Consider the following 26,296-nt stretch of genomic DNA (forward strand, 5'->3'; position numbering starts at 1 on the left):
CTGTTTCAGCAATCCGCGTGTGAAAACACGGTGATCAGCCACGCAATTTTGAACTGCACAAGAAAGGCCACCTCAAATTAGCTCCTTGCAGTTCATGGCTCGGTTTCCCAGGTTATTCAGACGCTCGTCTCGACGGCCTTAAATACCTGATGGGGTCTAAATCGGACTGCAGCCGTTCGTGCAGATCGCGGCGAAGAGGGGAAAAGAGCCCAAGTTTCGAATGTTGCGCCAGGCACGAGCGGCAGAGTAGAGCATAAAGCGTCATTTGAAACCCACCCCTTCGTCAGATCCAGCTTTGACTTTGGCAGCGCCGCTGCGATGAACAGCTGCCGTTAGTAGTGGGAGCAGCATGAACTTTGTATCGTATGCCCAGGGACCGGGCGTAGTGAGCAGTCGCCGTTTTCAATTCGGCACTTTGGATGCGTGCAATCAGACGTGAAATGGCAAACGATTGCGTCCTGCGCAGCAAAGCACTTTGAATTTAGTCACACTTGGCGCATCGGAGAAGACTGCTCGACAATCCAATCCAGAAACATTTGACACCCGTAGCTGACGGGACCCTCCGGGCAGGTGACATAGATCGCCTGGTCTGTGTGTTTTTCGAGGGGCAAAGAGCGCACCAGACGCCCGTCTTGCAGATAGGGAATTGCGAAAAGCTCTGACACCAGCGCATGTCCCATCCCATTTGCGGCAAGTTCCAGGGCTGCAATGCTCTGATCCACATTGAGCGCCGGGATATGTCCGGGGGGCGCTAGGTTCTCCTGACGGAAAAATTGGTGCCAATTGTCGGCCACACCGATGATCTCGATCAAAGGAGAGTCTCGCAACGCTTCAAGCGTTTCGCTACTTGGCTGCAGGCTTGGGTGGCAGACTGGAACTACGGGCGGACGACCTAGCAGCGTTGCGCGCTGCCCTGGCCAATCCCCGTTCCCGAATCGAATTTCGATATCAAGTTGGCTTGATTGGATCGCGCTAGCCCAAGTACCCATATGCAATTGCATATTGACCTCCGGATATCGCACCCGGAAATCAGGCAACTGCTTTAAAAGCCAGAGCTGCGCGAAGGTCGGCAGGCAACGGATCCTCAACGGGCGCATGTGCCTAGTGCCGAAAACATCCCGCGTACCCAGCCGAAGAGTTTCGAAAGCTTTGATGACCCAGGGCAGATAAAGCTCCCCCATTGTGGTCAGCTCCATGGGCCGTTTTTTGCGGGAAAACAACTGATAGCCCAAATGCTCTTCGAGCGACCGCACCTGATGGCTGACAGCAGCCGGCGTAAGCCCGAGTTCCTCACCGGCGCTGGAGAAATTACCGTTTCGCGAGGCAGCCTCAAAAGCGCGCAACCAGGGCAAGGGAGGCATGTCGTTCATGAGCAGCGTCTACATTGCAAACTTTTCCACATCTATAACAAATAATTATTTGTTTATAGAATGCCAGCGCCTCATGCCAAAACACTCCGACAGACTGCAGAGGGCGGCATGGAAAACTTCGACTACATCATAGTGGGGGCGGGTTCTGCGGGCTGCGTTCTTGCAGAGCGGCTGAGCGCTTCCGGGCGACACAAGGTGCTGGTGCTGGAGGCCGGCGGGCGAGGCTGGTCGCCCTGGATTGCGCTGCCGCTTGGCTACGGCAAGACCTTCTTCGACCCGAAGGTAAACTGGAAATACCAGACCGAGCCTGAAGAAGCCCTGGCGGGACGCTCGGGCTACTGGCCGCGCGGCAAGGTGGTGGGCGGGTCGGCCGCGATAAACGCTCTGGTCTATGCGCGCGGGCTACCACGCGACTTCGACGACTGGGCGTCCGCCGGAGCGGACGGATGGAACTGGGAGACTGTGCGGCAGACCTATGAGGCAATGGAGAGCCGCATTGGCACCGATGGCGGGTGCGATGGTGCCGGGCCGCTGCATGTGCAGGATGTCTCGGATCAGATCCACCCGGTGAACCGGCACTTTTTTGCCGCGGCCGAGGAACTGGGGCTGCCGCGCACCGAGGATATCAACGGCCACGCCTGCGAGGGCGCGGCGGCCTACCGGATCAACACCAGCGGCGGCCGCCGGATGCATTCAGCGCGGGCGTTTTTGAAGCCCGCGCTGAAGCGGGCCAACGTCACCCTGATGACCAGGGTGCAGGCCGAGCGGATCATCTTTGAGGGCACGCGGGCCGCTGCCCTGCAGGTGGTGCGTGAGGGCAGGAGGCAAACCCTGCGAGCCGGCCGCGAAATCATCCTGTCGGCCGGTGCCGTGACTTCGCCGCGGCTTCTGCAGCTATCGGGTATCGGTCCGGCGGAGCTGTTAAAATCCCACGGCATCACGCCGCTGCTGGATGCGGCGCATGTGGGCGGCAACCTGCAGGATCATCTGGGCATCAACTATTACTTCCGCGCCACTGAGCCAACGCTGAACAACGTGCTGCGCCCGTTTGCCGGGAAAGTGCGCGCGGCGCTGCAATATGCGCTGACCTGGCGCGGGCCGCTGGCCCTGTCAGTGAACCAGTGCGGCGGCTATTTCCGCTCCGGCCCGGATCAGGTCCACCCTGACCAGCAGCTGTATTTCAACCCGGTCACATATACCACCACGCCGAACGGCACGCGCACGGTGGTGCAACCCGACCCGTTTCCAGGCTTCATCATCGGCTTTCAGCCGGCCCGCCCCACCAGCTGCGGCCGTATCGACATTAGCGCTGCCGACCCAGCGGCTCCGCCCCGGATCCGCCCCAATTCGCTGGCTACCGAAGAGGATCGCGCACAGGTCGTGGCGGGCGGCCGCCTGTGCCAGCGGCTGATCAATACTGCGGCACTGGACGGGCTTGTGGACTCGGCGATGGATCCGGATCTGCGTCGCATGGACGACGACCGGATCCTGGCCGATTTCCGCGAACGCTGCGGCACCGTCTTTCACCCGGTCGGCACCTGCCGCATGGGGCGGGGCACGCAGGACTCGGTGGTCAGTCCGAGGCTGAAGGTGCATGGGGTGCAAGGGCTGCGCGTCGTCGATGCCTCGGTTTTCCCCAACCTGACCTCGGGCAACACCAATGCCCCGACCATGATGCTGGCGCACCGCGCCGCTGATCTCATTCTGGAGGACGCATGAGCACGCCTTATTCCATGTCCGGCGCGGTGCCGGTTGCTAACGCCCGCGGCAGGGACGACACCGGGCCGCGGATCCGCCGGATCGAGACCTTCTGCACGCCGCTGGTCGGCTTCGTGCGGGTCACCGCAGAGGACGGCAGCACGGGCTGGGGGCAGGTGTCCACCTACAGCAGCGACCTGACCTGCGAGATCCTGCACCGCCAGGTGGCGCCCTGGGCACTGGGGCGCGGCATGAGCGCGCTGGAGGATGTGATCGCTGAGATCCCACTGCGCGAGCACAAGTTCCCCGGCACCTATCTGCGCCGGGCCATGGCAGGTCTGGATACTGCGGTCTGGGACTGGCGCGGTAAGGCTGCGAAAAAGCCCGTGGCCGAGCTTCTGGGCGGCTCGGCAGGGCCGCTGCGGGCCTATGCCTCCTCCATGCGGCGTGACATCACGCCCGGGGACGAGGCGGCGCGCATGCAATGCCTGCGCGATGACTACGGCTTTGACGCCTTCAAGGTGCGTGTCGGTGCCGAATGCGGCCAGGACCAGGACGAATGGGACGGCCGCACCGAGGCAATCATCCCCGCCATCCGCAAAGCCATGGGGCCGGATGCGGCGCTGCTGGTGGATGGCAACTCGGGCTTTGGTCCCGCCCGCGCGATCGAGGTCGGGCGGATGCTGGAGGCCAACGGCTACGAGCACTTCGAGGAGCCCTGTCCCTATTGGGAGCTAGAACAGACCGCCGAGGTCACCGGCAAGCTGTCCATCGACGTGGCCGGCGGCGAGCAGGACTGGGATCTGCAACAGTGGAAGCGGATCGTCGCGATGCGCGCGGTGGATATCATCCAGCCCGATATTCTGTATCTGGGCGGCATGGTGCGCAGCATGGAGGTGGCCCGCATGGGCCATGCCGCCGGGCTGCCCTGCACCCCGCATGCGGCCAACCTGTCGCTGGTGACGCTGTTCGCCATGCATCTGTTGCGGGCGGTGCCCAATCCGGGCCGCTACCTGGAATTCTCGATCGAGGGCGACGACTACTATCCGTGGCAGCGTGACTTGTTCCTGGATGATCCTTTCACAATCACGGACGGCCAGGCGGTCGTGACCGATGCCCCGGGCTGGGGCGTTGAGATCAACCCCGAGTGGCTGGCCAAATCCACCTACAAATGCAGCGAGCATACATGATGACCTCCGACCAGATGATTTCCACCTATTTCGAAACCGGCACGCTGCCGGATCTGCCGTGCGATCACTTCATTGATGGCGCGTTCGTTGCCGCCGACAGCGGCAACCGCATGGAAAGCTTTGATGCCGGCACCGGCGAGGCCTTTTCCGATTTCGCCGCTGGCACCGCGGCCGATGTGGACCGTGCCGTGACCAGCGCCGCCAAGGGTTTCGAGGTCTGGCGCAACACACCGCCCGCCCGCCGCTGCGCCATTCTGAACGAGGCGGCGCGTCTGATGCGCGCCGAAGCGGACAGGCTGGCAGTGGTCGAAAGTCTCGACAGCGGCAAGACTCTGGCTGAGGCGAAGGGCGATGTCGCGGGTTCGGCGCGCCTGTTCGAATACTACGCAGGTGCCGCTGACAAGCTGGACGGGCGCAGCGTCAACCTCGGCAACGGCAACGCCGCCTTCACCCTGCGCGAGCCGGTGGGCCTGACCGCCCATATCGTGCCATGGAACTACCCAACATCGACCTTTGTGCGCGGTATTGCGCCGGCTCTGGCGGCGGGATGTTCGGCAGTTGTGAAACCGGCGGAGACCACGCCCTTTACCGCGCTGATGATCGCTGAGCTTCTGGTGCGTGCAGGCGTGCCTGCGGGCGCGGTCAATGTGGTCACCGGCACCGGCACCGAGGCCGGCGCACCGCTGGTTACCGATCCCCGTGTGCGGCATGTGACCTTCACCGGCTCGGTGGCAACCGGTGTCGGGGTAATGCAGAATGTGGCACCCAATGTGACCGGTCTTACCCTGGAACTGGGCGGCAAGTCGCCGCTGATCGCCTTTGCCGACGCTGATGCTGAGGCGGTGGCGGAGGGCGCGCTGTGGGCCATTTTTTCCAACTCCGGGCAGATTTGCTCGGCTGGTTCCCGACTCGTGATCCATCGCGATCTGCACGCCGAGGTGCTGGAGCGGCTGGTCAGAAAAGCACAAGGCCTGCGCTTCGGTCACGGGCTGCGCAATCCTGATATGGGTGCGGTGAACTCAGAACGGCATTTGGCGCAGATTGCGGGCCACGTGGAGCGTGCCCGCGCGCGCGGGGTGGAAATCGCCACCGGTGGCAACATCGCAACTGATCCGGAAACCGGCAAGGGCTGGTTCTTTGAACCGACCATCCTCGACAATCTTTGCGCTAGCGACGATGCGGTGACCCAGGAAATCTTTGGTCCTGTTCTTGCCGTACAAACCTTCGAAAGTGAAGAAGAAGCACTGGCGCTTGCCAATGGTACCGATTTTGCTCTGGCGGCCGGGATCTACACCCGCGACATGTCTATTGCCTTGCGCATGGCGCAGCGGGTGGATGCGGGGCAGGTCACCGTCAACGATTATTGGGCCGGCGGAATCGAACTGCCCTTTGGCGGCAACCGGAAGTCCGGTTTCGGTCGCGAAAAAGGGTTGGAAGGCCTCGACGCCTATACCCGTTCAAAATCTATCACGCTTGCAGTGTGAAGCATTGCAAGACTCGAGAACTCAAAGACGAGGGACATAGAGCTGCATACCGCTCAATAACGGAGTTCGGGATTTGGTTCGGCGATGCCACTCGAACCGGTGCGTGCTTTCGAGAAACTGCGCATACTTTTCAAAGATTTGTTTCTGTGCCTGGAGGTCTTCGAAGCAGCCCGAAGCATTGATGCCTACAAAATTGCCAAGATGGAAGTCCGCTGTTGACGGAGCGAACAGTCAGTCTTGCTCCTACAGCCTCTCTGGAACTGCAGTCGGTTCCAAAGACCGCTTTGGGCTGCCTGCCGTCATTGTACTGGGCGATGGGAGCGACGGCTTTGTCCGCAATCTGTGAGTTCGACGAGGCCCGGAATTCGCGCTTGCGGCGAATGTCCGGAAAGCGGGCTGCAACCGCAGAATTCAGGACTAAGGTCGAACGGCAGGATTGGGCCGACTTCATCGTCGTGATCTGGGCCCTCCAATGAAATGCTGCGGTTGTTCTGATGACGGCAACGAGCCCATCCTGCTCATTCGTCAGAGTGCCGCGAATGGCCGTTACTGGAGGTCTCTGTCAACCGGACCTGGCATCGGTGCGGGTTTGTGAACGGCCACACCGACCATGACGAGGGCCACGCCGAGGACATCCACAGCACTCGGAATCTGGCGCAGGACAATCATGCCAATGATGGTGGCGGCCGCGGGCAGGAGGGCAAGCAGGAACGCAAAGCTGGCTCGTGGCAGGCGGGCCATCGCGAGCTGATCGCAGACATAGGGGATCACTGACGAACAGATACCCACACCGATCCCGGCCAGCACCAGCAACGGCGCATCAAAGGCGTCGAGCGCTTGCAGGAAGCCGATTGGCATGACGAAGATGAAGGCCGCCATTATGGCAGCGGACAGCAGCTTTGACCCGCATCTTGCTCCTTTAGCAACCGTGGGCCCTACGGCAGGTTAGCAGTCTCAAATGCCAAGCCTTATCTGTGCCCGTTCCATCTATGTGAAACGCGAAAACAGGAGGTATGCGTGGAATGTAGTGCGGTGAAGTTTTGTCATGCTCAACGACGCTCTTATGATACGATCCTGCCCACTACCGGAATCGATCCAAGGTGGGGCTTTTCCAGCACTTTCGCCAAGCTGTAAAACGAACGTCCATGTCCAAGTTCTGACATTGGGCATTTATTCCGATGGGTCGCCGAGGGCGCGTTGACCTAAAGCAACAACCGCACCTGCAGTGAGCACCACACCCGCAGCTAGTAGGCCACTATCAATTGAACCAAATACGTCGCCGAGAGCACCGGCCGCGACGGGTCCGATTGTCTGCCCGCCTGCGAACACTGTTGTGAAGAGAGCGATGGCCCGCCCCTGTAGCTCTGGTGGGAGATTGCGGCGAGAGAATGCCGTGACTGATGCAGGCGCGATAAAGACAGCGATGCCAAAGAGAAGTCCGGATCCGATCAGCGCTATATCCCCCGGCAACGCCAGAGGCAGCAATGTGCCAGCGGCTGTCACTCCGGTTGCGAGGGCAAGCGGCACGCCATTGTCGAACCGTGCCAGTACTCTCCGCCATGCGAAGGGCGAGGCAACTATGCCCAGTCCGATCGTGACCCATGTGGCTGACACCAGTAAAGGACCGGCTGGAATGCTGCGCATCCAGGCCACAAGAAACGTGACATAGACGATATAGCCGGTCGCGAAGAGACCGTAGCCGACCAATGCGAAGCCCATCCGCCCGATTGGCAGTCCGGCAGGTTCTGAGGTTGGTGACGCAAGGGCATTGTCCGCCGGCTTGTTCAGCCGACGTACCGCCCAGATCGACAGAAGGGTGAACAGGGCGCTGGCGACACCCAGACCTATCCATGTGGATGGCCAAACGGCAGGACCATAGCTCGCAAAAAGTGTCGGCAGGGCAGCACCCGTCAGGATCATCCCGATGCCGCCACCACCGAAGTATAGCGCAATGGCCAAAGCTGTCCGATTGGGATCAGGAAACAAGGCGGCAGCCAGTGCACCGCCCGCTATGAATACCGGCGCGCCTGCGAGGCCAGCCGTGATCCGCCACAGCGTAAGCAACGCGTAGTTGTCCGTCAGGCCCGACAGCAGCAGACTAGCCGTGGTGCCGATCATTCCTATACCGAAGAGTTTGCCAGGCGACACGCGTTTGATGAGGGCCAGTGTCAGCAGCGCCCCGGCAAGATAGCCGAGCGCATTAGCCGTGTTGATCCATCCTGCTTCGGCGTAGCTCCAGTCCTGATCCTCCTGCATCGCTGGCAGGATCAATCCGTAAGCAAAACGGGCAAATCCATTTGAAACGGCCACTCCAAGCGCGAGACCCATAACGATCCACCAAGGGCAGGTCCGTCCCTGAGATGTCAAAGGACTGATCCACGCATCAGGCTGCGGGCTGCTTCGCGTGCCGCCTGGATCGGTGCTTCTGACTGCTTGACGTAAGCGCCCACCACGCCGCCGTCCCAAAGGACGAGTATCTGCTCTGCCAAGGTTTCTGGGTCGGAAAAGGTCTCCGATGGCAGATGAGATAGGAGATTGCCGCGAATCCAGTCCTTGTGGCGCCTGGCAAGCGCATGAAGGTTGCTGTCTGGTGCCGCTGTTTCGATTGCGAGGTTGATAAAGGCGCAGCCCCGAAAACCATCCAAGCCTGCCAGATCGAGTGCCACAGTGAAAAGCGCTAGCACTTTCTCAAATGGCCCTTCCAGTGTTGACTGGGTATCGGCGATAGCCGCTCTGCGTGTTTCAGCTTCCTGTTCGAAGACAGCAAGGACGAGATCGTCTTTGGACGCAAAGTGATTGTAGAGGGTCATCCGCGCGATACCCGCTTCCGCTATCACGCGGTTTATGCCGACATGCGGAACACCATGCCGCAAGAATAGACGGCGGGCTGTTTCGACCAGGCGGTCGCGCGGATTTTCAGAGCGGTCAATTGCAATAGACATACCTGTCTATCTATATTAGGAATGCTCCGTGATCAAGGACGATCGCACCAGCACGAAAGGCAACGGAATGATTGAAGAACGGATTGCAAAACTTGGACTTGTGCTTCCCGAAGCGAGCGACCCGCAGGGAAGCTACAAGAATTGCGCGAGGGTCGGGAACCTGTTGTTTGTATCCGGCAAAGGGCCCATGGCTGGATTAGCAGAAGTGCCAAAAGGAAAACTCGGCCGTGAGTTTGGTGTTGAGGAAGGGTACGAGTTTGCCAGGGTCACGGGGCTGGATATCCTGGCGGCGGTGAAGCTCGAATTGGGAACTCTCGATCGGGTCAAGTCAGTTGCCAAGCTTCAAGGATTTGTGAATGCAACCGAAGAATTCGAAAGACATCCCCAGGTCCTGGATGGATGCTCCGATCTTATGACAGATGTCTTTGGCGAAAACGGTGTGCACGCACGTTCCGTTCTCGGTGCCGTCTCGCTTCGGGGCAATTTACCGATCATCATCGATTCCGTGTTCGAACTGCGGGATTGAATTAAACGGCTTACTCTTATGCAATGTTCGAGCTAAGCCGTTGTTTCGTCTTGGTCGTATGAAATGCCGAGACGGGTCTTCAACTCTCGACGCCCGAGCGGGGTGACGATCAGAACCCGGCGTTCTTTGGCTCGTGCGATCCAGCCTTTGTCGAAGGCGAGGTTGGCAAGAGCAGCTCCGACAGCACCGGAGACATGATGACGGCGTTCGCTCCAATCCAGGCATTGCCGAGCGAAAACGCGCTTTGATCGTCTCAGATCAGTAGGATTGATACCCCAGGACCTAAAAAGTGCTTCACCCTTTGGGGTAAGCTCATAATCCGTGTCCAGGGCGACCAAGGCACCTTTTTTCACCAAAGCATCTGCCATCGAAACCCCAAGACGCCCTGCAATGTGATCATAGCACATTCGGGCATTCTGAATCGGCGTTCGGGCTTTTCGGATGGATTTCACCGCAGGGCCGATATTTGCTGTTTGCACGGCCAGTTGTTCGAGAGCGTTTGCGATTTCGGGCGACGCGAGGCGATAATAATTGTGCCGACCACTCTTCTCTCGTGCAACTAACCCACCGGATAACAAAAGGCCCAGATGTTCGCTCGCTGTTGCGGGGGAAACATTCGCAACACTGGCGAGTTCGGTAGCCGTCAGCGCCCGGCCGTCAAAAAGCTCTGTCAGTATCAATGCGCGTGCCGGGGAACCGATCAGAGCGCCCACGCGCGACATGGGAGGTTCATCATGCATATTTCGGAATTAACCGAAGCATGTCGCTCGCGTCAACTGCTACACCCAAGAAAACAAAGTGAGGGAAACACGCGATGGAACTGGCTGAAGCTGAGTTGAAAGACTGCTTTCTGGAGAAGGAATGGGTGCTGGTGATCCAGACGCCTGTACAGGGTAAGGAGCCTTTGCTCGAAGCTTTACGTAAGGGTGTGGATCTGAAGCAGGGACACTATGACTGCTGCCTGCAGGTGTCGGCGGCAGGGGAACAACAGTTTCGCGCTTTGGAAGGGTCACATGCCGGTGCGGAGCAAACGATCCAGTCCGTACCGGACGTGGATATCACGATTTCCATCGCGCCGGATAAGGAGCTTCTTAAGCAAACGCTCTCGATCATCTTTGCAAATCATGTCCATGAAGAGCCAACAATACGCATTGGAGAGTGCTGGGGCACACGATCCAACTATGCAGGCGACAAGGACAATCCAAATAAGTATTGGAACCGCCCCGATGCGCAGTCCATCCATGGGACGGCTATTGCTGAAGAGAAGCACAAGGAATGACGGCGCCTGCAGTGCGCTCTCAATACCAGCATGGTGTCGTGCTGGTCGTGGTTTCTGCAATCACCTTCAGCACAGCCGGGCTGTTTTCCAAAGGTGTACAGGCAGCGCCATGGGATATCATCTTCTGGCGGGGCGTGTTTTCGGCCGGCTTTACAGTGTTGTGGGTCTGGAAGCGCCGGCAAGTTCGGGACAATTTCCAAAAGATGGGGATCAGCGGGGTCGCGGTCGCAGTTGTGGGTGCGCTTGGCACGGCAGCTTTCATAGCCGCTTTCAAGCTGACCACGATCGCCAACGTTTCCCTGATTTATGCGGCGGCACCGATGCTGGCGGCGCTATTGGGCTGGGTTTGGATTGGTGAAAAAGCCTCCAGAACCGTTCTTACCGGTTCGCTGCTCGCACTTGTGGGTGTCGCAATCATCGTCTCGGGCTCATTGGGGCGGATCAACCTTCGTGGTGATCTTCTCGCCCTCGGTATGACCTTTGCCATGGCTTTACTGATGGTGATTTATCGCAGGTTCCCGTCAACACCCGGGGCAGGGCCGGCAGCCTTGTCGTCTTTGCTGCTTGTTCCGGTAGCGATTGTCCTGGGCGATCCACTCGGCATTCCGATATCCGAAATACTGATACTAAGCGCATTTGGTCTGGTCTTCGCGATTGCCTCAGTCACCCTGGCAGAAGGAGCAAAGCGCGTCCCATCCGGCCAGACGGCGCTCCTGAGCACGCTTGAAGTTCCTTTAGCACCGGTGCTGGCGTTCTTGGTTTTATCGGAAATTCCGCATAACCGCACAGTTATTGGGGGTATGCTGGTCCTCATAGCTGTGCTGCTGTCCGCGAACGCGTCAATCCTGCAGAGATGCTGCGCGCAATGCGAGGGACACGAAGACGAGCGATAATCCGCTGCTGAGCACTCTGAGCCAGTTCCATTTCTGCCAATCGACCGCGTAGTCAGCCCAAAGGTCCGCAAGCCCTTCCTGATCGGAGGTGATTGAGAGACCGTCCAGAACATTGTTGAGCGGTACGTTGAGCGTCAATGTCACTGCCATCATCGCGAGCCATCCAAGAAAACTCAGGAACAGCCAATTCCGGGCTTTGTTCTGTTTCCAGCAAGAGGCAATTGCGAGCAACAAGGCCACCGGCGTGCCTAGCAAGGCGACAAAGAAGAAGGACTTCTGCGTGGCGCGTCCGATGTCCTGATTTGCTATGATCGCGGCAAAGGGCTCAGTTTGATCAAGCCCGGGGTCGAATGCCGGACGGGGCAGAATCCTACGCTAAGGGAATAGCTGTCCTTCATGATCAGAGCAGAGAAGACCTGGAGAGAGCTCGGTCTGGCAAGTGCTTTGGCATGCACGAATGTCAGTTCTTTCACACACAAATCGGCTCTCTGACCATGTCCAGATGCAGTTCAGAGCTGGAATATGGGTTGGCGACGACGGCCTCGTCATTGATTTCAATGCCCAGACCTGGTGTGCTTGGCGGAATGACATACCCGTCTTCCCAGCGGAAATCAGCCTTTACAATGGACATGTAAGGTCCGTCAAATGTGCCGATACTTTCCTGGATCAGGAAGTTTGGCGAGCAGGCAGAAATCTGGATATTTGCAGCCGCAACAATCGGGCCGCTGTAAAGATGCGGTGCGATCTGGGCTTGACGGGTTTCGGCCATTGAAGCGATTTTCTTGGCTTCCAATAGACCACCGACACGCCCCAGATCCATCTGCAGGATAGAGGCAGCGCCCGCTTCAAGAACACGTGCAAACTCGTGCTTGGTACACAGGCGTTCGCCAGTTGAAACGGGGATCGATGTGTACCGGGCGATCTCTGCCATATCAGTGGGGTTTTCCGGTGTCGTGGGTTCCTCGAACCAGAGGGGGTCGTATTTCTCCAGTCGCCGCGCCATCCGTTTGGCACCGGATACGGTAAATTGACCGTGGGTGCCGAATAGAAGGTCAGCGCGGTTACCGACAGCCTCACGTAGGATCCTGCAGAAGGCTTCGCAGCGGTCCAGATCCTTCAAGCTGGGTTGGTGACCATCATAAATCGTATAGGGGCCTGCGGGATCAAATTTGATCGCAGTGAAGCCTTTTTCCACCGCTTCCAGCGCGACCCCGGCGGCGATATCGGGATCATTATAGACGTTGGGGGTTGATGGATCGGGGTAAACATCCCCTGAAGTGGGATACAGATACGTATAGCTGCGCAGACGTTCATGCACCCTACCGCCCAGCAGCTCATAAACAGGTTTGTCCGCTGCTTTCCCGATGATATCCCAGCAGGCCATTTCCAGCCCGCTCAGAACCCCCATGACCGTCACATCCGGTCTCATCGTGTAGCCCGCACCATACGTGCGGCGCCAAAGCTTTTCGATATGATGCGGATCTTCGCCCTGGAAGTGCCGTTCAAAGGCATCCACCGCCATTGCGGCGCAGAGATCAGGCCCGAAGGTGGCGTTGTAGACTTCACCAACACCTGTGATGCCGCAGGCGGTGGTCAGGCGCACAAAGATAAAGTAGTGCCCACCATGGCGCGGGGGAGGATTGCCAACAACGAAAGTTTCGATTTTGTCCAGATACATAGTATCAGCCCTTTGGTTCAGGAGCAGGTGTAGCCTGCGTCTTCGAGAATGAGGTCAGCGGCGCGCATCGCCAACATGATGGTCGGCGCATTGGTGTTGCCGGAGGTGATATTGGGAAAGGCCGAGGCATCCACGACCCGCAGGCCGGACACCCCATGCACCCGCAGCCGGGCGTCCAGGACAGAATCCGAGGCGTCATTGCCCATGCGGCAGGTGCAGGTAGGATGATAATTGGTTGTGGCGCGCGCACGAAAATTCTCCAGCAGCGCTTCGTCATCCATCGGCGCGATATCCGGCGCGACCGGAGCCTTTGCGACCCGCGCAATCGACGGCGCCCGTGCCAGTCGCTGCAACAGGCGCCCGGCGCGGACGGCATCGGCGCGATCCTGTTCGGTTGCCAATGAATTCGGCTGGATCAGCGGTGCGTCATTGGGATCAGACGAGGTAATGGCAATAGAACCGCGGCTTGTCGGTCGACAAGGTTGTGTGCAGAGCAGAAAACCGGGGTCGCGGTTCATCACGGGGCGTTTGCCACCCGAGATCTCGTATTTGGCAGGGTTGCAGTAGATTTGCATGTTGGGAAAGAGCTGGTCGCTGCCAGACCGCACGAAACCACCGACGTTGTTCAATGGCACACTAAGTGGCCCCTTGCGGGTCAGCAGATATTGCAACCCGGCCAGCCCTTGACCGATTTTCCAGCCCAAGGTGGTGTTCAACGTCTGCTCGGTGGCTTCAAAGTAGTGGCCGATTGTCAGATGATCCTGCAGGCCCAGTCCCACCTGGCCAAGATCCTGAACGACAGGGATACCACGAGATCTCAGCAGCTCCGCCGGGCCGAGACCAGACAACTGCAGCAGCTGTGGAGAATTGGTGGCCCCAGCGCTGACGATCACCTCTCGCCGGGCCGTCGCAACAACATGCCGCTGCCCCTTGCTATACCGGACGCCGGTTGCGCGCAGCCCGTCAAAGGTCAGCCCTTCCACAAGGGCATTCTTTTCCAGTTTCACATTACTGCGTTTCATCGCTGGGCGCAGAAATGCATCTGCCGCTGACCAGCGCCGACCACCGCGCACCGTGCTGCGGAAGTAAGAAAGCCCTTCGTCGGTTGCGGCATTCATATCCTCGTGTACGGGCCAGCCCAGCTCCTGCCCTGCCTTCAGGAAATACTCCCCAAAGGGATGCATTCTGTCACAGAGATCTGACACAAAGAGGGGGCCGTCGCCGGTCTGACGACCCTGGGACACACTGGTTTCCACACGTTCGAATGTCTTGCGGGCAGTTTCCCAGTTCCAGCCCGTTGCCCCGGCGGCTTCCCAGTCGTCAAAGTCATGGGGCAGGCCACGCACATAGGCCATTGCGTTGATCGAACTGGAACCGCCAAGAGTGCGGCCGCGCGGCCAGTAGATGCTGCGGCCGTTCAGGCCGTGATCTGCCTGCGTGTAATACAGCCAGGTCACGCTTGGGTTGGTAAAAGTGAAGGCATAGCCAAGCGGCACCTTGATCCAGGGGTTGTTGTCGGCCCCACCTGCCTCAATAACCAGAACCCGTAGGGATGTGTTCCTGCTCAGCCTGTCGGCCAGAACGCTGCCGGCAGATCCTGCCCCGATAATGATATAGTCGAACTCCATCGCCAGATTGGCTCCTCATTTCAGAGGACAGAATGCAGGCAAGAATGGCATTAGTTCAATTTATTGTTTTTGCCTCAAAGGGTATAGTTTACTTACGTCAAGTGTCGGAGGTTAGACAGAGGATTACCCGTGGCAAAGTTGCCCCCAGTCTCATGGCTGCGCACTTTTGATGCGGCTGCACGTAACAGCAGTTTCGCTGCCGCGGCGGATGAGCTAGGCCTAACACCAGCTGCCGTCAGCCAGCAGATCAAACTGTTGGAACAGCATCTCAAGACGCCCCTGTTCATCCGGCAGCCGCGCGGCGTCGTGCTCACGGATGCGGGGCATGCATATGCTCAACCGGTTGCCAAATCCTTTTCGGATTTGCAGACCGCAACAAACGGGTTGTTTGATATTGACCGCAAGCGGATCGTACGAGTGCATTGTTCGATCAGTTACGCGGCGCTGATCCTCGCCCCCCGCCTGTCCGAGTTTCATCGCAACAACCCGGATTTGGAAATCCATATTACCACCGCGGTCTGGACTGATCAGTCCGCGACCGACAGCTACGATCTTGAGATCCGATATGGACATGGAGACTGGCAGGAACAGAACATCTGTCATTTGGGCAACCGCTATGCCCATGTAGTCTGCCATCCTGAGTTCGCGGCTTCATTTGGTGCGGAACTCTGCTTTGAAGCACTGGCTAGACATGCGGTTTTGATCATCGGATCTGAACCAGATTGGTCACTCATGGCCGCGCATTACGGGTTGGCGCTGCCGCCGGTCATAAATGGGACCAAAGCGGATTCAACACTGATTGCACTTCAGATCCTTGCAGGCGGCAGCGGGGCGGCCATTGTGGCGGAAAGCTTTTCTAGTGGACATATCGAGCAAGGGACATTGATTTCGCCGCTGGACTATAGATTGCTGTTACCGCGAAGTTTCTTTTTAGTTGCAGGCGACAACGCGCTCCAAAAGAAAGAGGTCCGCAGAGTTCATGAATGGCTACAAGAGCATGATCATTTGCCATCACGATGAATACTCACGAAAATGCCAAAGCGGGCATTGACCTTTTCTTCTCCATGGGCAGCAAAGTCCCGCGTTGCGGTCGCACACGTCAACGGCAGCGATGGGTCGTTTTCCAAAAATCCTGTACGGAAGATTCCATCCCGCCCTGTTTTGCGCCGAGCCTGAATTTAGCCCTGTTGCATCAATAAATACCTTCTGCTCGGCAATTACAGACTGTGTCCATCATACTCATGGACGTGGGTGGCCTGTTCGCGGGTATGGGCAATCTCTTGCACAACGGCTGCAATCTTGCTGGATGAAACTTGGTGCAGCTCACCGACAACGGCCTCGGCGCGCTCGTAGCTGTCCGGAACACCTTGGCTGTCAAAGTGGGCGGCAGCGGTGGAAATGTCCGCGTCTCGCCAAGTCGCCGTTGCACCGACTGAAACGCTGTCATGATCGTTGTAGCGAGCCAGGAACTTGTTTCCATCGAGTCCGAAGCTGTTGGCGGTTGCAACAATGTCGTCACGCACTGCCAGCCATTTTTCGGCGTCGGACGGGTCCAGGTTGTCCAACTCGGCCGCATTCATGGATGTGGTGTAACTGTCGTCAGCAACAGTGTACGCCTGCAGGTCGGAGTCGTATGGGCGTAGCTCGGCAACATCGCCCTTCAGCTCTCCGATCTGCACGTCCATTGCAGCACGCAGATGCGGATCTTCGACCTCTCGTGCAAGAGCCTCCATGTTCTCGATGGAGTTCACAATGTCCTTGGTCTGCTGTTCGTAATTCTCGAAACCGGCCTGACCCAGAGCGGATTGCATATACTGAACATAGCGATCACCGGGCGACTGGTAGTCGTCAGAATCCTGAAAACCTTTGTCGCCGAACAGATCCGCAAGCGACGAATAGTAAGGGTGATACCGATCGTATTCCTGAGCATCGGTCATGTGCTGAGAAACCAATGCCCGCATATCGTTCAGATCTACCGGCTCCCCTGACCTCTCCGCTGCTTCTAACTCGATTTTCAGTTCTCCGACCAGATCTTGTTGCGCCGTATGTTCGTCAACACGGCGGTTGGCCTGGTCCTCGATGTCGAAGCTCTTTGAAGCGATGGCGGCACGATCATAGCCCATCGCTTGCTGCTCTTTCTTGATAATGTCGGTCTGCTCTGAAACGCGATCCTCGCGCGGGGCGGATTGATCAAATTGGGAATAGGGTGCGAAGTGTTCGACTTCGTTCAATAGATAGTCTGTACGCGAAACCATAGTTTTTCCTTTGCGAGTTGATGGATAACTCAGTGATGGATCTGCCTGGGGCGTTGGCGCGCTCATCAGGCAGGCCGGGTGAAGTCCTTATAGGCTGTGTCCGTCATCGTCACCGCGTCCTTGCAAGAGCGGGTGTGTTGCGTGGGCGTGAACCTCTGAGAGTTCTTCTGAGATTGCGATGATCCTGGAAGAAGCAAGCTGGTGCAGTTCGTCAACAACGGCCTCCGCGCGGTCGTGGCTGTCCGACAATCCCTGAGCCTGGAAGTGGGCTGCGGCGGTCGAAGTGTCGTCGCTGCGCCATCCCATTGTAGTGCCCAAAGTGACGTTGTGATGATCGTCAAAACGAGCAACGAACGCCTCGCCATCGAGGCCGTAGCTGCTGGCCGTGTCGGTGACTTCCTTGCGGATCGCTGCCCACTGTTCGGCCTCTGGATAGTCGAGGGTATCCATTTCAGCGGTGCCCATTCCCATCATCGTTGAATAGCGCCGGTCCTCGATGATGAAGGCTTGAAGGTCCGGATCGTTGGTGCGCAGATCCGCAACGTCGCCCTTCAGCTCGCCAATCTGAATGTCCATTGCGACACGCAGATGAGGGTCGTCAACCTCACGGGCCAGCCCTTCCATCTTGTCGATGGATTGCAGCAATTCTTTGGTCTGAGTCTGGAAGTCCTCATAGGCCCCCTCGCCCAAGGTGTCCTGCATATAGACCTCGTAGCGGCGTGCTGCCGGGGCATAATCTGCGGACACCTGGAACTCCTTGTCATCGACAATATCAGCGAGGGCAGACAGATACGGATGGCTCTGTTCGTTGTCCCGAACGTCGCTGATATGGGCAACAACCTGAGCCTTCAGCTCGGGTGCGATTGTTTCCTCAGAACCACCTAATTCGATGTGCCGCCGCAAGTTACTCATGACTTCGGGCGACACATAAGACGGGTCTCCCGGCTCACCGTAATCATCAAAATGATGGGCTTGGTCCAGTAGATGTTCCATTCTCGATACCATAGGTTCCTCTCCTTCAACGAGCATGATGGCGTACTCTTCGATCCGGTCTTTGACGGCGTTGGCGCGCTCATCAAACAGATCCGACATTCTTGCGATGGAGAGGGTCATCACATCGGCGGCCATGTCGGGGGCCGTAACTTCGACTTCCGGAGTGGTTTCAACAACCGACATTCCGGCCTGAACTTTCCACGTATCGGTCTCGACTTCCTGCCGCAAACCGCGCTCAAGGCGGGTCGTTGCGGTCAGCTCAATTCCGTATTCCTCAGCAACCTCGACCTGGATAGAGCGCTGAACGTCGATGTTCATTTCGCTGGTCATGCCCATAGCGAGCCACTGACCATGCTCGACGCCTCGGTTGTTCACAACGATGTGGACATGGGGGTTGTCAGTGTCGTTGTGGAACACGGTCAGATAGTCCCATGTGTCGCCAAAATCACCGCTGCCAAATAGGCGATCCGCGAACTCCAATCCGGCCTCATGCGCGGCGTCCGGATAGGTGCCTTCGGGAAACGAAACGATCATGTGACGGGTGTAACCGTAGTTGGTTTTCCCGTTGAAATCCTCGGCCCAGGTCTCGATCAAATCACTGACCTGATCCGCATCGAGCGGGGTCACACCATTGTCTCGGATGTCCAACACACCCTCTGCCCTGACGGTCAGATAGTTGATCTGGCGGCGCAGCTCATGCGCGTTGTTCACGCCGCCTTTGCGGACGTGTTTCACAACTGCCTCAGGCTTGCCAACCACGGCACCAAGCCGCGCCTTGATGGATGAGGCCCGCGAGATCATGAACTTCATGCGCTTGGCGGTCTGCAGCTGCTGAGTGATCTTCTTGGTACGATCGACACCTTTCTGAGCCTCGCGGAACGCAAGCTCCAGCAAGTCTCCCGCTGTCAGATCACGGGCAGCGGCATTCATTCTTCAGGTGTCCAATCGTCGTCGCGCAAGATCCGGCGAATGGCGGATTCCGGCTCTCGGTTTCGACGGGCGGCAATGATCATCGCCTTCAAGTCTTGCCGGTGCTGGATGATCGCGCGATGGAGATGTTCGACGTCGCGGCGGTCATCATCCGTCCAGATCACCGAGCCGCGCTTGGCCGATTTCGCGAGCTGGTTGAGGTTGGTGTATCCACCCTGAACCTGCCGCAAGTGCTTCTGCCAGAGATCCACTAAAGCGGGGTCAGGATCGAGATACCCAACCAGTCGATAGATCAGACGCTGGATGACCTGGTTCCGGCTTTTAGACCCCAGCGCCTCCACAGCGTCTTCCAAACGCTCCAGGGCATCCACCGGCAAACGTACGGAAAAGACGGTGGTGTCAGAAGTTTTGCTCTCGGCCAAATCGCAATCAATCTCTAGTTGTATTTGTGATTTGTAACACAACTACCTTATCCTGTCATACTCTCCAAGAGGAAACCGGGGGTGATTTTAGAAATCCGCATTTTCTCAAATCGCCCTCGGAACAGTTTTGCTCTTGGAGGCAATTTCCACGCCGGGAAAAGGGTCCCGCCCCTTTTCCAACCAGCAGGCGTGGGTGCCGGTGGACTGGTGCAGGGCAATCACGCGAAGCGTGAGCTGCCCGAACAGCGCCCGTCACATACCGGCACGTTCAAGTTCTTTATGGCATTTTCCGCGCACCTCAGCGCGCTCATTTCCCGCCGCTTGTGCGGCGGGTGTGGCGGGGTTGAGGGGTGCCGCGTTGCGGTGGGTTACCTCCCTGCCCGGCCGTTGGGCCTTGCGCTACACGTGTCGCATATGTGGTCCGGCCTCTGGCCGGAGCAGAAGAAAGGGCGGCTTGCGCCGCCCTGCCCTCTCGTCATTCGGTGACCGGCTCGTCATCGGTGCGCTTCGGGAAGGCCACCATTTCGACGCCGGGGAACATGCTGTGCCGGACCTGGATCGAGGTGATGTTGCCGGTCTCATCGGTGTTTACGAAGAGAACTCCGCACCGATCCCAGAAAACCTTGCCTTCTTTTTCGCCGGTCTTGACGTTCAGTTTCAGAGTTTGAGTTGCCATTGTTTGATCCTCGCTATGGCGTGTTTCGATGAACATGGAAAAGGCGGGCACAAAAGGGGACGTCAGCAGGGAATTTGATCCGCGCGGAATGCGCCGCAGGCGCAGGGGAAATTCCCTGTTGAAGCGCGGTGCCCGAACCGGGCACCGCGCGTCTTCCCCGACTTCCCGCTTATGTTCATCCCTTCAGAAACACGGCAGCCGAGGATCATCTCCGGCAACGAGGTTGAAACTGTCAGCCCAGGTGAAGGGCAAGGCATTCTGGGATCGGTGCGCGCGGGACATCTGAACAATGCGATGCGATATTGGGCGGCAACATCACCTCGGTCCGACACAGGCTGCGTGCTCAGTTCCGAATGGGGTGGCCTTTCTAGGCCGGTACGACCCTGGTGTTGAAGGATGGAGGACCACTAGCGGTGCAAGCCGCCCTTTCCAATTGGCGGAAGCCAAAGATCGGACGGTCCGGCCCTGATCCGCGCTTGCGCGGATCAGGTAACCAGCCGGACACAATTTGACGGGGCCGGGTCGGTCCAAGCAACCGCCGCTAACCCTCAAACTTGAACTTCGCTGCCAGAAGCAGGATTGCCCGATCCAGGCTCACCGTTCAAACTGAAGCACGGAGCTTCCAAGGAAAGGGTACCTGTTCATCCAGTAGTCTTGAACGCAATTCGAAATTGCCAATGGTCGGTTAAGCGTACGCACTGGTTGCTCCCGTATCCACACTCAAATTCATTCCGTAATGCAAATTCCCGCTCCCATCAAAACGGGCATTGTCCGCGCATCAGAATTTATTTCGAATACCTGTTCGACCCGAATGGAGCCAAGCCGTGCCGCCTCAAGCGCGGTCTTCATTTGTTGCAGCGTCAATCCAAAGCCGTCATCATCTGACGCCTGCCAATCCCACTGCACGAACTGCCCACCCTTATTGAGCAATCCCGCCAGTAGGGCCACGGCCCCACTGTAGTCTGGGAGAAAAGCACAAACGGAAGAAGCGCAGATCAAATCGAAACCTGAGACCCCGGTCTCCACCTCCCGAACATTTCCCGCCAGCATATCTCCATGAACGGCCCTGACATTGGGCAGGTTCTTTGCTTTCAGGACCGCAATCATATTCTCCGAGGTATCAACCGCGACAACGTCCGCCACATGCAGTGCGATTTTCTCCGCCAGCAATCCGGTGCCACATCCAAAGTCGAGCACACGCTTCGATTTCCAGTTCTTTCCACAAAGGTCCAGGTGCTCGTCGAGCGAGGCAAAAGCGCGACTCGCGTAATATCTGACGTCGCTATTGTCGTCCCAACCATCGGCGTAGTCGTTCCAGTCATCAGTCATGTTGCTCGCGTTTCCTTGTGGGTCTGCATCGGCTCCAACACATCTGCGCTGAGGCAGACGCATCGATACGAACGCGCGACATTGGCTAGGTTGGCGAGAACAGTCAACATGGATTTGGAACGGCATGAGGAGGGAATAGAGGCGACTTCGGCAAGCCTCTGCTGACAGTCTTTCCCGCAAGAAAGAGGCCCACCGAAGCGGGCCACAAGTTTAACCGAAGGAAAGTCTCGAGGTATTGAAACCAGGCTAACGCTTGCGCGCGCGATCGACAACACCATCTGCTGTGATCGTCGCAATCCGATCCTCAGTGCGGCGGGTCATTTCAACGCCGTCCCCTGTCATATGCGCTTCCGCAAACTCGGTGAACTTGAAGATACTGCCATCGGCTTCGACATGGGTTTCATCTTCCGCCGAGCGGCGTTTCACCGATCCGTCATGCCGAATTTCGATGATCGTGTTGTCTGCCATTCGAACCGTCACGGAATGCTCATCCACGGCCACGCCCTGCCACCACATATCTGCATCGCGGCGCACCACGATACGGTTTGGGTGCAGCTTGATCTGCACGTCCTGTGCAACCTCAGGGTCAGCGGATTTGACAACAACAATCGCTTCCTGCGCGGTCGGGTCGTTATGGATAGACGCACTTCCGTTCTTCGGCGGCCAGAGCTTTGGCTGCGTGCGCGGCTTGCCCTTCTGATCCGTATGAAACCCGACAAACATCTGCGCGGATCTCCAAACGCGGCGAATGGTCTTTTCAGCTGTTGAAAGAGCTGCATCGATAGACATGGCGGGTTGCCTTCTAAAACGGTTAACTCACGTGCAATTTCGGGGTGAGCGTCACACCCACAGCACTCAGCACTTTGAGGATGGTACCAAATTCGGGATTGCCGTTTTCGCTAAGCGCACGATAGAGACTTTCCCGAGACAGGCCAGATTTGTCGGCTACGCTCGACATACCTTTGGCCTTAGCAACATCACCAAGAGCTGATGCGATCAGGGCCGTGTCACTGGTTTCAAAAGCCGCTTCAAGATAGGCTTGAATGGCTTCGGGGCTGTCCAGATAGTCAGCCGCTTCAAACTTCGTTGTTTTGACACCCATGTTTTTCACTCCAACTCTTTTGCCATCGCTTTGGCGGTTTTGATGTCCGCTTGCTGGGATGACTTGTCTCCCCCGCAGAGCAAAATGATCAAAACGTCACCGCGCGACACGTAGTAAACGCGATACCCCTTACCCTCAGAAATACGCAGTTCACTTACACCTTCACCAACCGGCTTCACGTCACCGGGATTGCCCAGGCTCAGCCGCGTGATGCGAACCAAAATCCTGGCTCTCGCTCTTTGGTCCTTCAAGCCCTTGAGCCATTTATCGAACAGGGCAGTCTTACGAATTTCTATCATACCTAAATGTAGCCTACAAGCTACATCCTTTCAAGCGAAAGAAACGTAAAGCATTGAATTAACAGAGAACAACATCGCTGGAAGGCAGGGCGCAAAGCGCCCTACCCGATTGTTTCAGAAGCACTCGGGCACCCACGCATCGATCCGGGCTTTCTGTGCCTCAGACACACCCAGTGCCACCTGATGCTCATCGTCGTTGAACAGCTTGTGCATCGACTCGTTCTTCGCGCCTTTTTTGGATTTCGCGAAAGCCTTGAACATGTCGGTGTCGACATGCAGGTCCAGCAGGTATTTGTAGAGATCATCCAGCTGCCAGCCTTTCAGACGCTTGAAGCAATTCTCAGCCGACGGGGTCCAGATCGCGCGCATGTCAGCGCCAATCTCAGCCTCGATCTCCGCCATGAACTCCGGGCGTTGGGTCAGGAACCGCCGGGCCAGAAACGCTGTGATCTCACCGTTGCGTGTCTTCTTGCCCAGATCGCGAAACGCTTTGAACGCCTCCACGCTGCCTTTCGCGGCCATCTCCTGGAATTGGTCATAGGCTGCCTCTGCGGCCTCATCCCGTTCTCCACCAAGGCGCGGATCGAGGATGAACTGGTCATTTATCTCCGGCGTGTTTCGCTCGGCACCACCATAGCCAAACCCAAACAGGGTGCTGGTCAGACCGGAGGCTGGGGTTGTGGAGAAGGCAAACAGGCTTAGCACATAATCCGGCTTGTCCAGCAGGGCCGTTTGAACAGCTGCCAACCGGATCGCCACCATGTCGTCGATGAACTTCTGCGAATAGGCGGGTTTTGGTGTCTCTACGGTCTCCGGCCTTTTGATCGGGGCCAGAACACCAGCCTCAATAGCGACCTGCACATGTTCCGCCGCGACATAGGCCGATGACGTTTTGATTTCGCCACTGTTGCCGACATAGACAAACACGCCGGACAGCTTACGCTGATCGTCGGAATAGAACGGCGCGGCATAGTCTTCGAGCGCGGCCAGCTCCTTTTCGCCCTCCGCGCCCAGAGCCTCAGCCTCATAGAGTTCGCCTAGTTCGTCATACCGCTCGGCCTGTTCTTCGGTGAAGTCCCGGCTCACCATATCCAGGCGGTGCATACCTGCGGTGCCCGAGAACCCATAGGGAATGTAGCTTTCATCATGGGTGTCCACCCAGTCCCAGCCTTCCGCTTCGCGCAGCTTTTCTGCTTCTGCCGCCAGCTTTTCAGCAAATAGACGATCCAATACATCGCCATCATTGAACAGAGTCTCATCGGCAAAGAGATCAGCAGTGACGGTGCCACCTGCTTGAACATAGGGTTCCTGCCCGACAAACACCGCCTTGCGATTGCTGCTTCTGACAGCTTCCGACGTCAGGGCCTGTTTCACATCATGCTCACTGAACCACCGGCATTCCTTGGCCTGTTCCAGCACGTCCAGAATTTTCTCTTCTTCAGTGCTAACGGTCATGGCCTTGGCCAGCCCCATGCTGATTTCACCCGCCTTGAGCGCATCCAGAACGGCGGCGGGCAGACCAGCCAGTGCTAGGCGACGGCGCACATGGGCTTCGGTTACGCCAAACGCGTTGCTGATCTTGGCAACAGACAGAGATTTCTCGGACATCTTGCCATAGGCGCGGACCTCGTCCACCGGGTCCAGTTCCTCACGCGCCGTGTTTTCCGCATTGGCCCATTGTTCGGCCACAAACGGGTTGTCTGTTATCTTCACTGGAACCTGTGCCAGATCAGCACGCTCGGTCACGGCGATATTCAGAGCCCGCAGGCGGCGGCCACCGGCGACAATGGCGACTTTGCCATCCGCATCGCGTAGGCCACTGAGGTTCTGGATCAGGCCGCACATGATCAGACTGTCAGCCAGCAGGGCGATGCCCTCCTCGGCGACTTGCTGCCGTGGGTTCAGATCAGACAGGTAAAGATCGGACAGGGCGACGGTTTCAATGGTTTCCGGTGCGGTGAATGTTTCGACTTTGCTCATGGGGCAAATCCTTGTTTGGGTGTTTTGCTTCGTGTTAAGGGTGCCCTACCCCTTCCGGGGTAGAGCGGGGCCGCTTAGGCGGCTGCGTGTTGTTTCAAGAAGCGGAGCGCGATGTTTGCAGACAGGCCTCCCTTCTTGAGCAATTCCACAGCTTCACGTGTTCGCTGTTCGATGATCTTTGCAGGCATAGTCTCACCTCCTTTCCTGCGCGGGTTGCGCATGCAGTCCCTGCCCCGTTGGGACAGGGCTGGTCTCAGTATTCGCTGGGGCACATGATGGTCAGGACACGGCGCGTTACTGCGGGATCAAACGGGCGGTCAGAGCCGTATGTGTACTCCATGTCGTAAAGATCGATTTTCCAGAACAGCTTTTGGCCGCTGACTGTCACCGTCCCGAATGTGTGATCGCCATAGGGATCGTTTCCTTCGTCAAACTGGTCATCCGATGCCACTGCAGCCAAAGCCGCAGTCTGAAATTCCACCCCTTCGCCGGACACGCCGGGCGTGACAAACACCTGCCCCTGAATGTCTTTGGACTGCATCTCAATCGCCGCAGTCGGATCGATCAGAGCTTTCCGAAACAGGTCATTCTGGGCCGCTATTTCAGCCGCCTGATGGCTCGTTTCATTTTCGATGTCTTTCGTTGTTTCGGTATTCAAAACCGTCTGTCCTTTTGTGGTGTGACCTTCGGGGTTGATCCCCTTTTGGTGCTGGTTTTGAGCCGAGCCCTGAAAGGGCGTCGTCTCTAAAACCTGCCCCGTGGCGAACGCGGAGAGGGGCGAGACAGGACAAATCGACAAGAGTGGTGCGGCCCGCAGCGCAACGCGCGAGGACCCGGTCTTGTCTATTTGTCTTGTCCGAGGGGGGAGGCCGCGCCTTCCCCCTGACGTCGGGGGGCGTTTGGCTTGTCCAAATCCCGCCTGACCAACAGAAAAAGGCCAAAGGATCTTCGATCCTGCGGAAGCGCAAAAGGGATCGTCACCCGAACGGGCAGATCATCACGGCATGGGCCGACCATGAGCCAATAGCCCCTGCCCCGGCTCGCAAGAGACGGTTCAGGGGCTATTGGCTCAGGGAGATCATGCTGGGGTGTTCTGGGTGGAAGCCGGCATGCCGGCTGTAACCTAGAGCCCGGTCACGAGACGACAGGCTCGGGATTTGCTATGGAACAGATTGCAATCCGAAATCACTCACCGACCGGGACATACCCTCGGCGGCGCTTTTGCTTTTCGAGTTTTTGGAGTGCATCAGTGGCCTGGCCTTCGCCTTCGTAAGTCACCATCATGGCTTGCCCATTTGTGCCTATACGCCCCCAGGTGCGAAGGACGGACACTTCGCCAAACAGCGTCGGCTGCAGTTCAATCCCATAGAACCGCGCCATGTTGGCGTCTGGATCCACATGGATCAGGTGGACAGGTGTGGTTGCCGTCAGCTCCATGATCCGATTGTCGGTCAATTCAGAACGTCTGTCCAATGGCTTTGCAAGATCCATTTGTCGGAATGGATTCTGATCCTCAATGGAACGGACCTACATTTACTGAGCGGTCATCCGCACAGTTTTCTCTCTTTAATGACCGTACTCACGCAGAAGAGAATTTTTCACGGCCGGAAACTGCCGCATTT

27 protein-coding genes are annotated in these 26,296 nt (G+C 57.7%); 8 read left to right on the forward strand and 19 right to left on the reverse strand.

Features of this window, described 5'->3' with window-relative positions; genetic code table 11:
- Positions 1-485: 485 nt before the first annotated feature.
- Positions 486-1,370: a LysR substrate-binding domain-containing protein gene (locus ACR0AP_RS17215; protein ID WP_480508144.1), complete on the reverse strand. Its 885-nt coding sequence runs from the start codon at positions 1,368-1,370 to the stop codon at positions 486-488.
- Between the two features lie 108 nt (positions 1,371-1,478).
- Between ACR0AP_RS17215 and ACR0AP_RS17220 the strand changes: the two genes are divergently transcribed.
- From ACR0AP_RS17220 to ACR0AP_RS17235, 4 genes are all read left to right on the forward strand, one after another.
- The gene (locus tag ACR0AP_RS17220; RefSeq protein ID WP_480508146.1) at positions 1,479-3,089 is read left to right on the forward strand and encodes a GMC family oxidoreductase; all 1,611 of its coding nucleotides are present in this window, start codon (positions 1,479-1,481) and stop codon (positions 3,087-3,089) included.
- Positions 3,086-4,258, forward strand: coding sequence for a mandelate racemase/muconate lactonizing enzyme family protein (locus tag ACR0AP_RS17225; protein ID WP_480508148.1), 1,173 nt, complete (start codon positions 3,086-3,088; stop codon positions 4,256-4,258). Before ACR0AP_RS17220 ends, ACR0AP_RS17225 begins: the two co-directional genes overlap by 4 nt.
- Positions 4,255-5,742, forward strand: coding sequence for an aldehyde dehydrogenase family protein (locus ACR0AP_RS17230; RefSeq protein WP_480508150.1), 1,488 nt, complete (start codon positions 4,255-4,257; stop codon positions 5,740-5,742). The genes ACR0AP_RS17225 and ACR0AP_RS17230 overlap by 4 nt, the downstream gene beginning before the upstream one ends.
- Before the next feature lie 215 nt (positions 5,743-5,957).
- Entirely contained in the window at positions 5,958-6,218 is a 261-nt protein-coding gene (locus tag ACR0AP_RS17235) for a hypothetical protein (protein WP_480508152.1), read from the forward strand.
- A gap of 70 nt (positions 6,219-6,288) precedes the next feature.
- Here the strand turns inward: ACR0AP_RS17235 and ACR0AP_RS17240 are convergent, their stop codons facing one another.
- The 3 genes from ACR0AP_RS17240 to ACR0AP_RS17250 form a co-directional block, all read right to left on the reverse strand.
- Positions 6,289-6,621, reverse strand: a complete 333-nt coding sequence (locus ACR0AP_RS17240; protein ID WP_480508154.1) for an EamA family transporter — start codon at positions 6,619-6,621, stop codon at positions 6,289-6,291.
- A 291-nt stretch (positions 6,622-6,912) separates the two neighbouring features.
- Entirely contained in the window at positions 6,913-8,070 is a 1,158-nt protein-coding gene (locus tag ACR0AP_RS17245; RefSeq protein ID WP_480508156.1) for a YbfB/YjiJ family MFS transporter, read from the reverse strand.
- Positions 8,071-8,105: 35 nt separating this feature from the next.
- Positions 8,106-8,684, reverse strand: coding sequence for a TetR/AcrR family transcriptional regulator (locus tag ACR0AP_RS17250; protein ID WP_480508158.1), 579 nt, complete (start codon positions 8,682-8,684; stop codon positions 8,106-8,108).
- Between the two features lie 28 nt (positions 8,685-8,712).
- Between ACR0AP_RS17250 and ACR0AP_RS17255 the strand changes: the two genes are divergently transcribed.
- Positions 8,713-9,210, forward strand: a complete 498-nt coding sequence (locus ACR0AP_RS17255; protein WP_480508160.1) for a RidA family protein — start codon at positions 8,713-8,715, stop codon at positions 9,208-9,210.
- A gap of 32 nt (positions 9,211-9,242) precedes the next feature.
- Here ACR0AP_RS17255 and ACR0AP_RS17260 read toward each other — a convergent pair whose 3' ends face one another.
- Positions 9,243-9,932, reverse strand: coding sequence for an ArsR/SmtB family transcription factor (locus ACR0AP_RS17260; RefSeq protein ID WP_480508162.1), 690 nt, complete (start codon positions 9,930-9,932; stop codon positions 9,243-9,245).
- 92 nt (positions 9,933-10,024) lie between these two features.
- On the opposite strand from ACR0AP_RS17260, the gene ACR0AP_RS17265 reads away from it, so the two are divergent.
- Both ACR0AP_RS17265 and ACR0AP_RS17270 read left to right on the forward strand, forming a co-directional pair.
- Positions 10,025-10,489: a hypothetical protein gene (locus tag ACR0AP_RS17265; RefSeq protein ID WP_480508164.1), complete on the forward strand. Its 465-nt coding sequence runs from the start codon at positions 10,025-10,027 to the stop codon at positions 10,487-10,489.
- On the forward strand, positions 10,486-11,382 hold the full coding sequence (locus tag ACR0AP_RS17270; RefSeq protein ID WP_480508166.1) for a DMT family transporter: 897 nt from the start codon (positions 10,486-10,488) through the stop codon (positions 11,380-11,382). The genes ACR0AP_RS17265 and ACR0AP_RS17270 overlap by 4 nt, the downstream gene beginning before the upstream one ends.
- Here the strand turns inward: ACR0AP_RS17270 and ACR0AP_RS17275 are convergent.
- From ACR0AP_RS17275 to ACR0AP_RS17285, 3 genes are all read right to left on the reverse strand, one after another.
- Positions 11,329-11,622 carry an anthrone oxygenase family protein gene (locus tag ACR0AP_RS17275; RefSeq protein ID WP_480508168.1) on the reverse strand — a complete coding sequence of 98 codons (294 nt, stop codon included), beginning with the start codon at positions 11,620-11,622 and terminating at the stop codon, positions 11,329-11,331. The genes ACR0AP_RS17270 and ACR0AP_RS17275 overlap by 54 nt on opposite strands.
- A gap of 229 nt (positions 11,623-11,851) precedes the next feature.
- The gene (locus ACR0AP_RS17280) at positions 11,852-13,060 is read right to left on the reverse strand and encodes a mandelate racemase/muconate lactonizing enzyme family protein (protein ID WP_480508170.1); all 1,209 of its coding nucleotides are present in this window, start codon (positions 13,058-13,060) and stop codon (positions 11,852-11,854) included.
- A 17-nt stretch (positions 13,061-13,077) separates the two neighbouring features.
- On the reverse strand, positions 13,078-14,688 hold the full coding sequence (locus ACR0AP_RS17285) for a GMC family oxidoreductase (protein ID WP_480508173.1): 1,611 nt from the start codon (positions 14,686-14,688) through the stop codon (positions 13,078-13,080).
- Between the two features lie 129 nt (positions 14,689-14,817).
- Here ACR0AP_RS17285 and ACR0AP_RS17290 point away from each other — a divergent pair, with 129 nt between their 5' ends.
- Positions 14,818-15,708: a LysR family transcriptional regulator gene (locus tag ACR0AP_RS17290; RefSeq protein ID WP_480508175.1), complete on the forward strand. Its 891-nt coding sequence runs from the start codon at positions 14,818-14,820 to the stop codon at positions 15,706-15,708.
- A gap of 197 nt (positions 15,709-15,905) precedes the next feature.
- Here ACR0AP_RS17290 and ACR0AP_RS17295 read toward each other — a convergent pair whose 3' ends face one another.
- The 11 genes from ACR0AP_RS17295 to ACR0AP_RS17345 all read right to left on the reverse strand — a co-directional run bounded on the left by ACR0AP_RS17295 (position 15,906) and on the right by ACR0AP_RS17345 (position 26,147).
- Complete coding sequence (locus tag ACR0AP_RS17295; RefSeq protein ID WP_480508177.1) at positions 15,906-16,943, reverse strand: hypothetical protein; 1,038 nt, start codon at positions 16,941-16,943, stop codon at positions 15,906-15,908.
- Between the two features lie 87 nt (positions 16,944-17,030).
- The gene (locus ACR0AP_RS17300) at positions 17,031-18,866 is read right to left on the reverse strand and encodes a relaxase/mobilization nuclease domain-containing protein (RefSeq protein WP_480508179.1); all 1,836 of its coding nucleotides are present in this window, start codon (positions 18,864-18,866) and stop codon (positions 17,031-17,033) included.
- Positions 18,863-19,288: a hypothetical protein gene (locus ACR0AP_RS17305; protein WP_480508181.1), complete on the reverse strand. Its 426-nt coding sequence runs from the start codon at positions 19,286-19,288 to the stop codon at positions 18,863-18,865. The genes ACR0AP_RS17300 and ACR0AP_RS17305 overlap by 4 nt, the downstream gene beginning before the upstream one ends.
- A 475-nt stretch (positions 19,289-19,763) precedes the next feature.
- A complete protein-coding gene (locus ACR0AP_RS17310; protein ID WP_480508183.1) occupies positions 19,764-19,964 on the reverse strand; it encodes a hypothetical protein in 201 nt (66 codons plus the stop codon).
- A gap of 726 nt (positions 19,965-20,690) precedes the next feature.
- Positions 20,691-21,293, reverse strand: coding sequence for a class I SAM-dependent DNA methyltransferase (locus ACR0AP_RS17315; protein ID WP_480508185.1), 603 nt, complete (start codon positions 21,291-21,293; stop codon positions 20,691-20,693).
- Between the two features lie 246 nt (positions 21,294-21,539).
- Entirely contained in the window at positions 21,540-22,082 is a 543-nt protein-coding gene (locus ACR0AP_RS17320) for a hypothetical protein (RefSeq protein ID WP_480508187.1), read from the reverse strand.
- Between the two features lie 22 nt (positions 22,083-22,104).
- Positions 22,105-22,395: an addiction module antidote protein gene (locus ACR0AP_RS17325; RefSeq protein WP_480508189.1), complete on the reverse strand. Its 291-nt coding sequence runs from the start codon at positions 22,393-22,395 to the stop codon at positions 22,105-22,107.
- A 5-nt stretch (positions 22,396-22,400) separates the two neighbouring features.
- Entirely contained in the window at positions 22,401-22,694 is a 294-nt protein-coding gene (locus ACR0AP_RS17330) for a type II toxin-antitoxin system RelE/ParE family toxin (RefSeq protein WP_299664613.1), read from the reverse strand.
- A gap of 114 nt (positions 22,695-22,808) precedes the next feature.
- Positions 22,809-24,674 (reverse strand): ParB/RepB/Spo0J family partition protein, encoded by a 1,866-nt coding sequence (locus ACR0AP_RS17335; RefSeq protein WP_480508191.1) that lies wholly within the window; start codon positions 24,672-24,674, stop codon positions 22,809-22,811.
- Between the two features lie 253 nt (positions 24,675-24,927).
- The gene (locus tag ACR0AP_RS17340) at positions 24,928-25,332 is read right to left on the reverse strand and encodes a DUF3768 domain-containing protein (protein ID WP_480508193.1); all 405 of its coding nucleotides are present in this window, start codon (positions 25,330-25,332) and stop codon (positions 24,928-24,930) included.
- Between the two features lie 527 nt (positions 25,333-25,859).
- A complete protein-coding gene (locus ACR0AP_RS17345) occupies positions 25,860-26,147 on the reverse strand; it encodes a WGR domain-containing protein (protein WP_480508195.1) in 288 nt (95 codons plus the stop codon).
- Positions 26,148-26,296: the final 149 nt, after the last annotated feature.

The organism is Ruegeria sp. AF7 (assembly GCF_056541885.1).

Coding starts and splice junctions, on each gene's coding strand:
- ACR0AP_RS17250 (WP_480508158.1), bottom strand. CDS start 8,684: ATGTCTATTGCAATTGACCGCTCTGAAAATCCGCGCGACCGCCTGGTC.
- ACR0AP_RS17215 (WP_480508144.1), bottom strand. CDS start 1,370: ATGAACGACATGCCTCCCTTGCCCTGGTTGCGCGCTTTTGAGGCTGCC.
- ACR0AP_RS17330 (WP_299664613.1), bottom strand. CDS start 22,694: ATGATAGAAATTCGTAAGACTGCCCTGTTCGATAAATGGCTCAAGGGC.
- ACR0AP_RS17220 (WP_480508146.1), top strand. CDS start 1,479: ATGGAAAACTTCGACTACATCATAGTGGGGGCGGGTTCTGCGGGCTGC.
- ACR0AP_RS17285 (WP_480508173.1), bottom strand. CDS start 14,688: ATGGAGTTCGACTATATCATTATCGGGGCAGGATCTGCCGGCAGCGTT.
- ACR0AP_RS17240 (WP_480508154.1), bottom strand. CDS start 6,621: ATGGCGGCCTTCATCTTCGTCATGCCAATCGGCTTCCTGCAAGCGCTC.
- ACR0AP_RS17225 (WP_480508148.1), top strand. CDS start 3,086: ATGAGCACGCCTTATTCCATGTCCGGCGCGGTGCCGGTTGCTAACGCC.
- ACR0AP_RS17260 (WP_480508162.1), bottom strand. CDS start 9,932: ATGTCGCGCGTGGGCGCTCTGATCGGTTCCCCGGCACGCGCATTGATA.
- ACR0AP_RS17335 (WP_480508191.1), bottom strand. CDS start 24,674: ATGAGCAAAGTCGAAACATTCACCGCACCGGAAACCATTGAAACCGTC.
- ACR0AP_RS17320 (WP_480508187.1), bottom strand. CDS start 22,082: ATGTCTATCGATGCAGCTCTTTCAACAGCTGAAAAGACCATTCGCCGC.
- ACR0AP_RS17265 (WP_480508164.1), top strand. CDS start 10,025: ATGGAACTGGCTGAAGCTGAGTTGAAAGACTGCTTTCTGGAGAAGGAA.
- ACR0AP_RS17295 (WP_480508177.1), bottom strand. CDS start 16,943: ATGGTTTCGCGTACAGACTATCTATTGAACGAAGTCGAACACTTCGCA.
- ACR0AP_RS17310 (WP_480508183.1), bottom strand. CDS start 19,964: ATGGCAACTCAAACTCTGAAACTGAACGTCAAGACCGGCGAAAAAGAA.
- ACR0AP_RS17300 (WP_480508179.1), bottom strand. CDS start 18,866: ATGAATGCCGCTGCCCGTGATCTGACAGCGGGAGACTTGCTGGAGCTT.
- ACR0AP_RS17280 (WP_480508170.1), bottom strand. CDS start 13,060: ATGTATCTGGACAAAATCGAAACTTTCGTTGTTGGCAATCCTCCCCCG.
- ACR0AP_RS17270 (WP_480508166.1), top strand. CDS start 10,486: ATGACGGCGCCTGCAGTGCGCTCTCAATACCAGCATGGTGTCGTGCTG.
- ACR0AP_RS17245 (WP_480508156.1), bottom strand. CDS start 8,070: ATGGGTCTCGCGCTTGGAGTGGCCGTTTCAAATGGATTTGCCCGTTTT.
- ACR0AP_RS17315 (WP_480508185.1), bottom strand. CDS start 21,293: ATGACTGATGACTGGAACGACTACGCCGATGGTTGGGACGACAATAGC.
- ACR0AP_RS17325 (WP_480508189.1), bottom strand. CDS start 22,395: ATGGGTGTCAAAACAACGAAGTTTGAAGCGGCTGACTATCTGGACAGC.
- ACR0AP_RS17230 (WP_480508150.1), top strand. CDS start 4,255: ATGATGACCTCCGACCAGATGATTTCCACCTATTTCGAAACCGGCACG.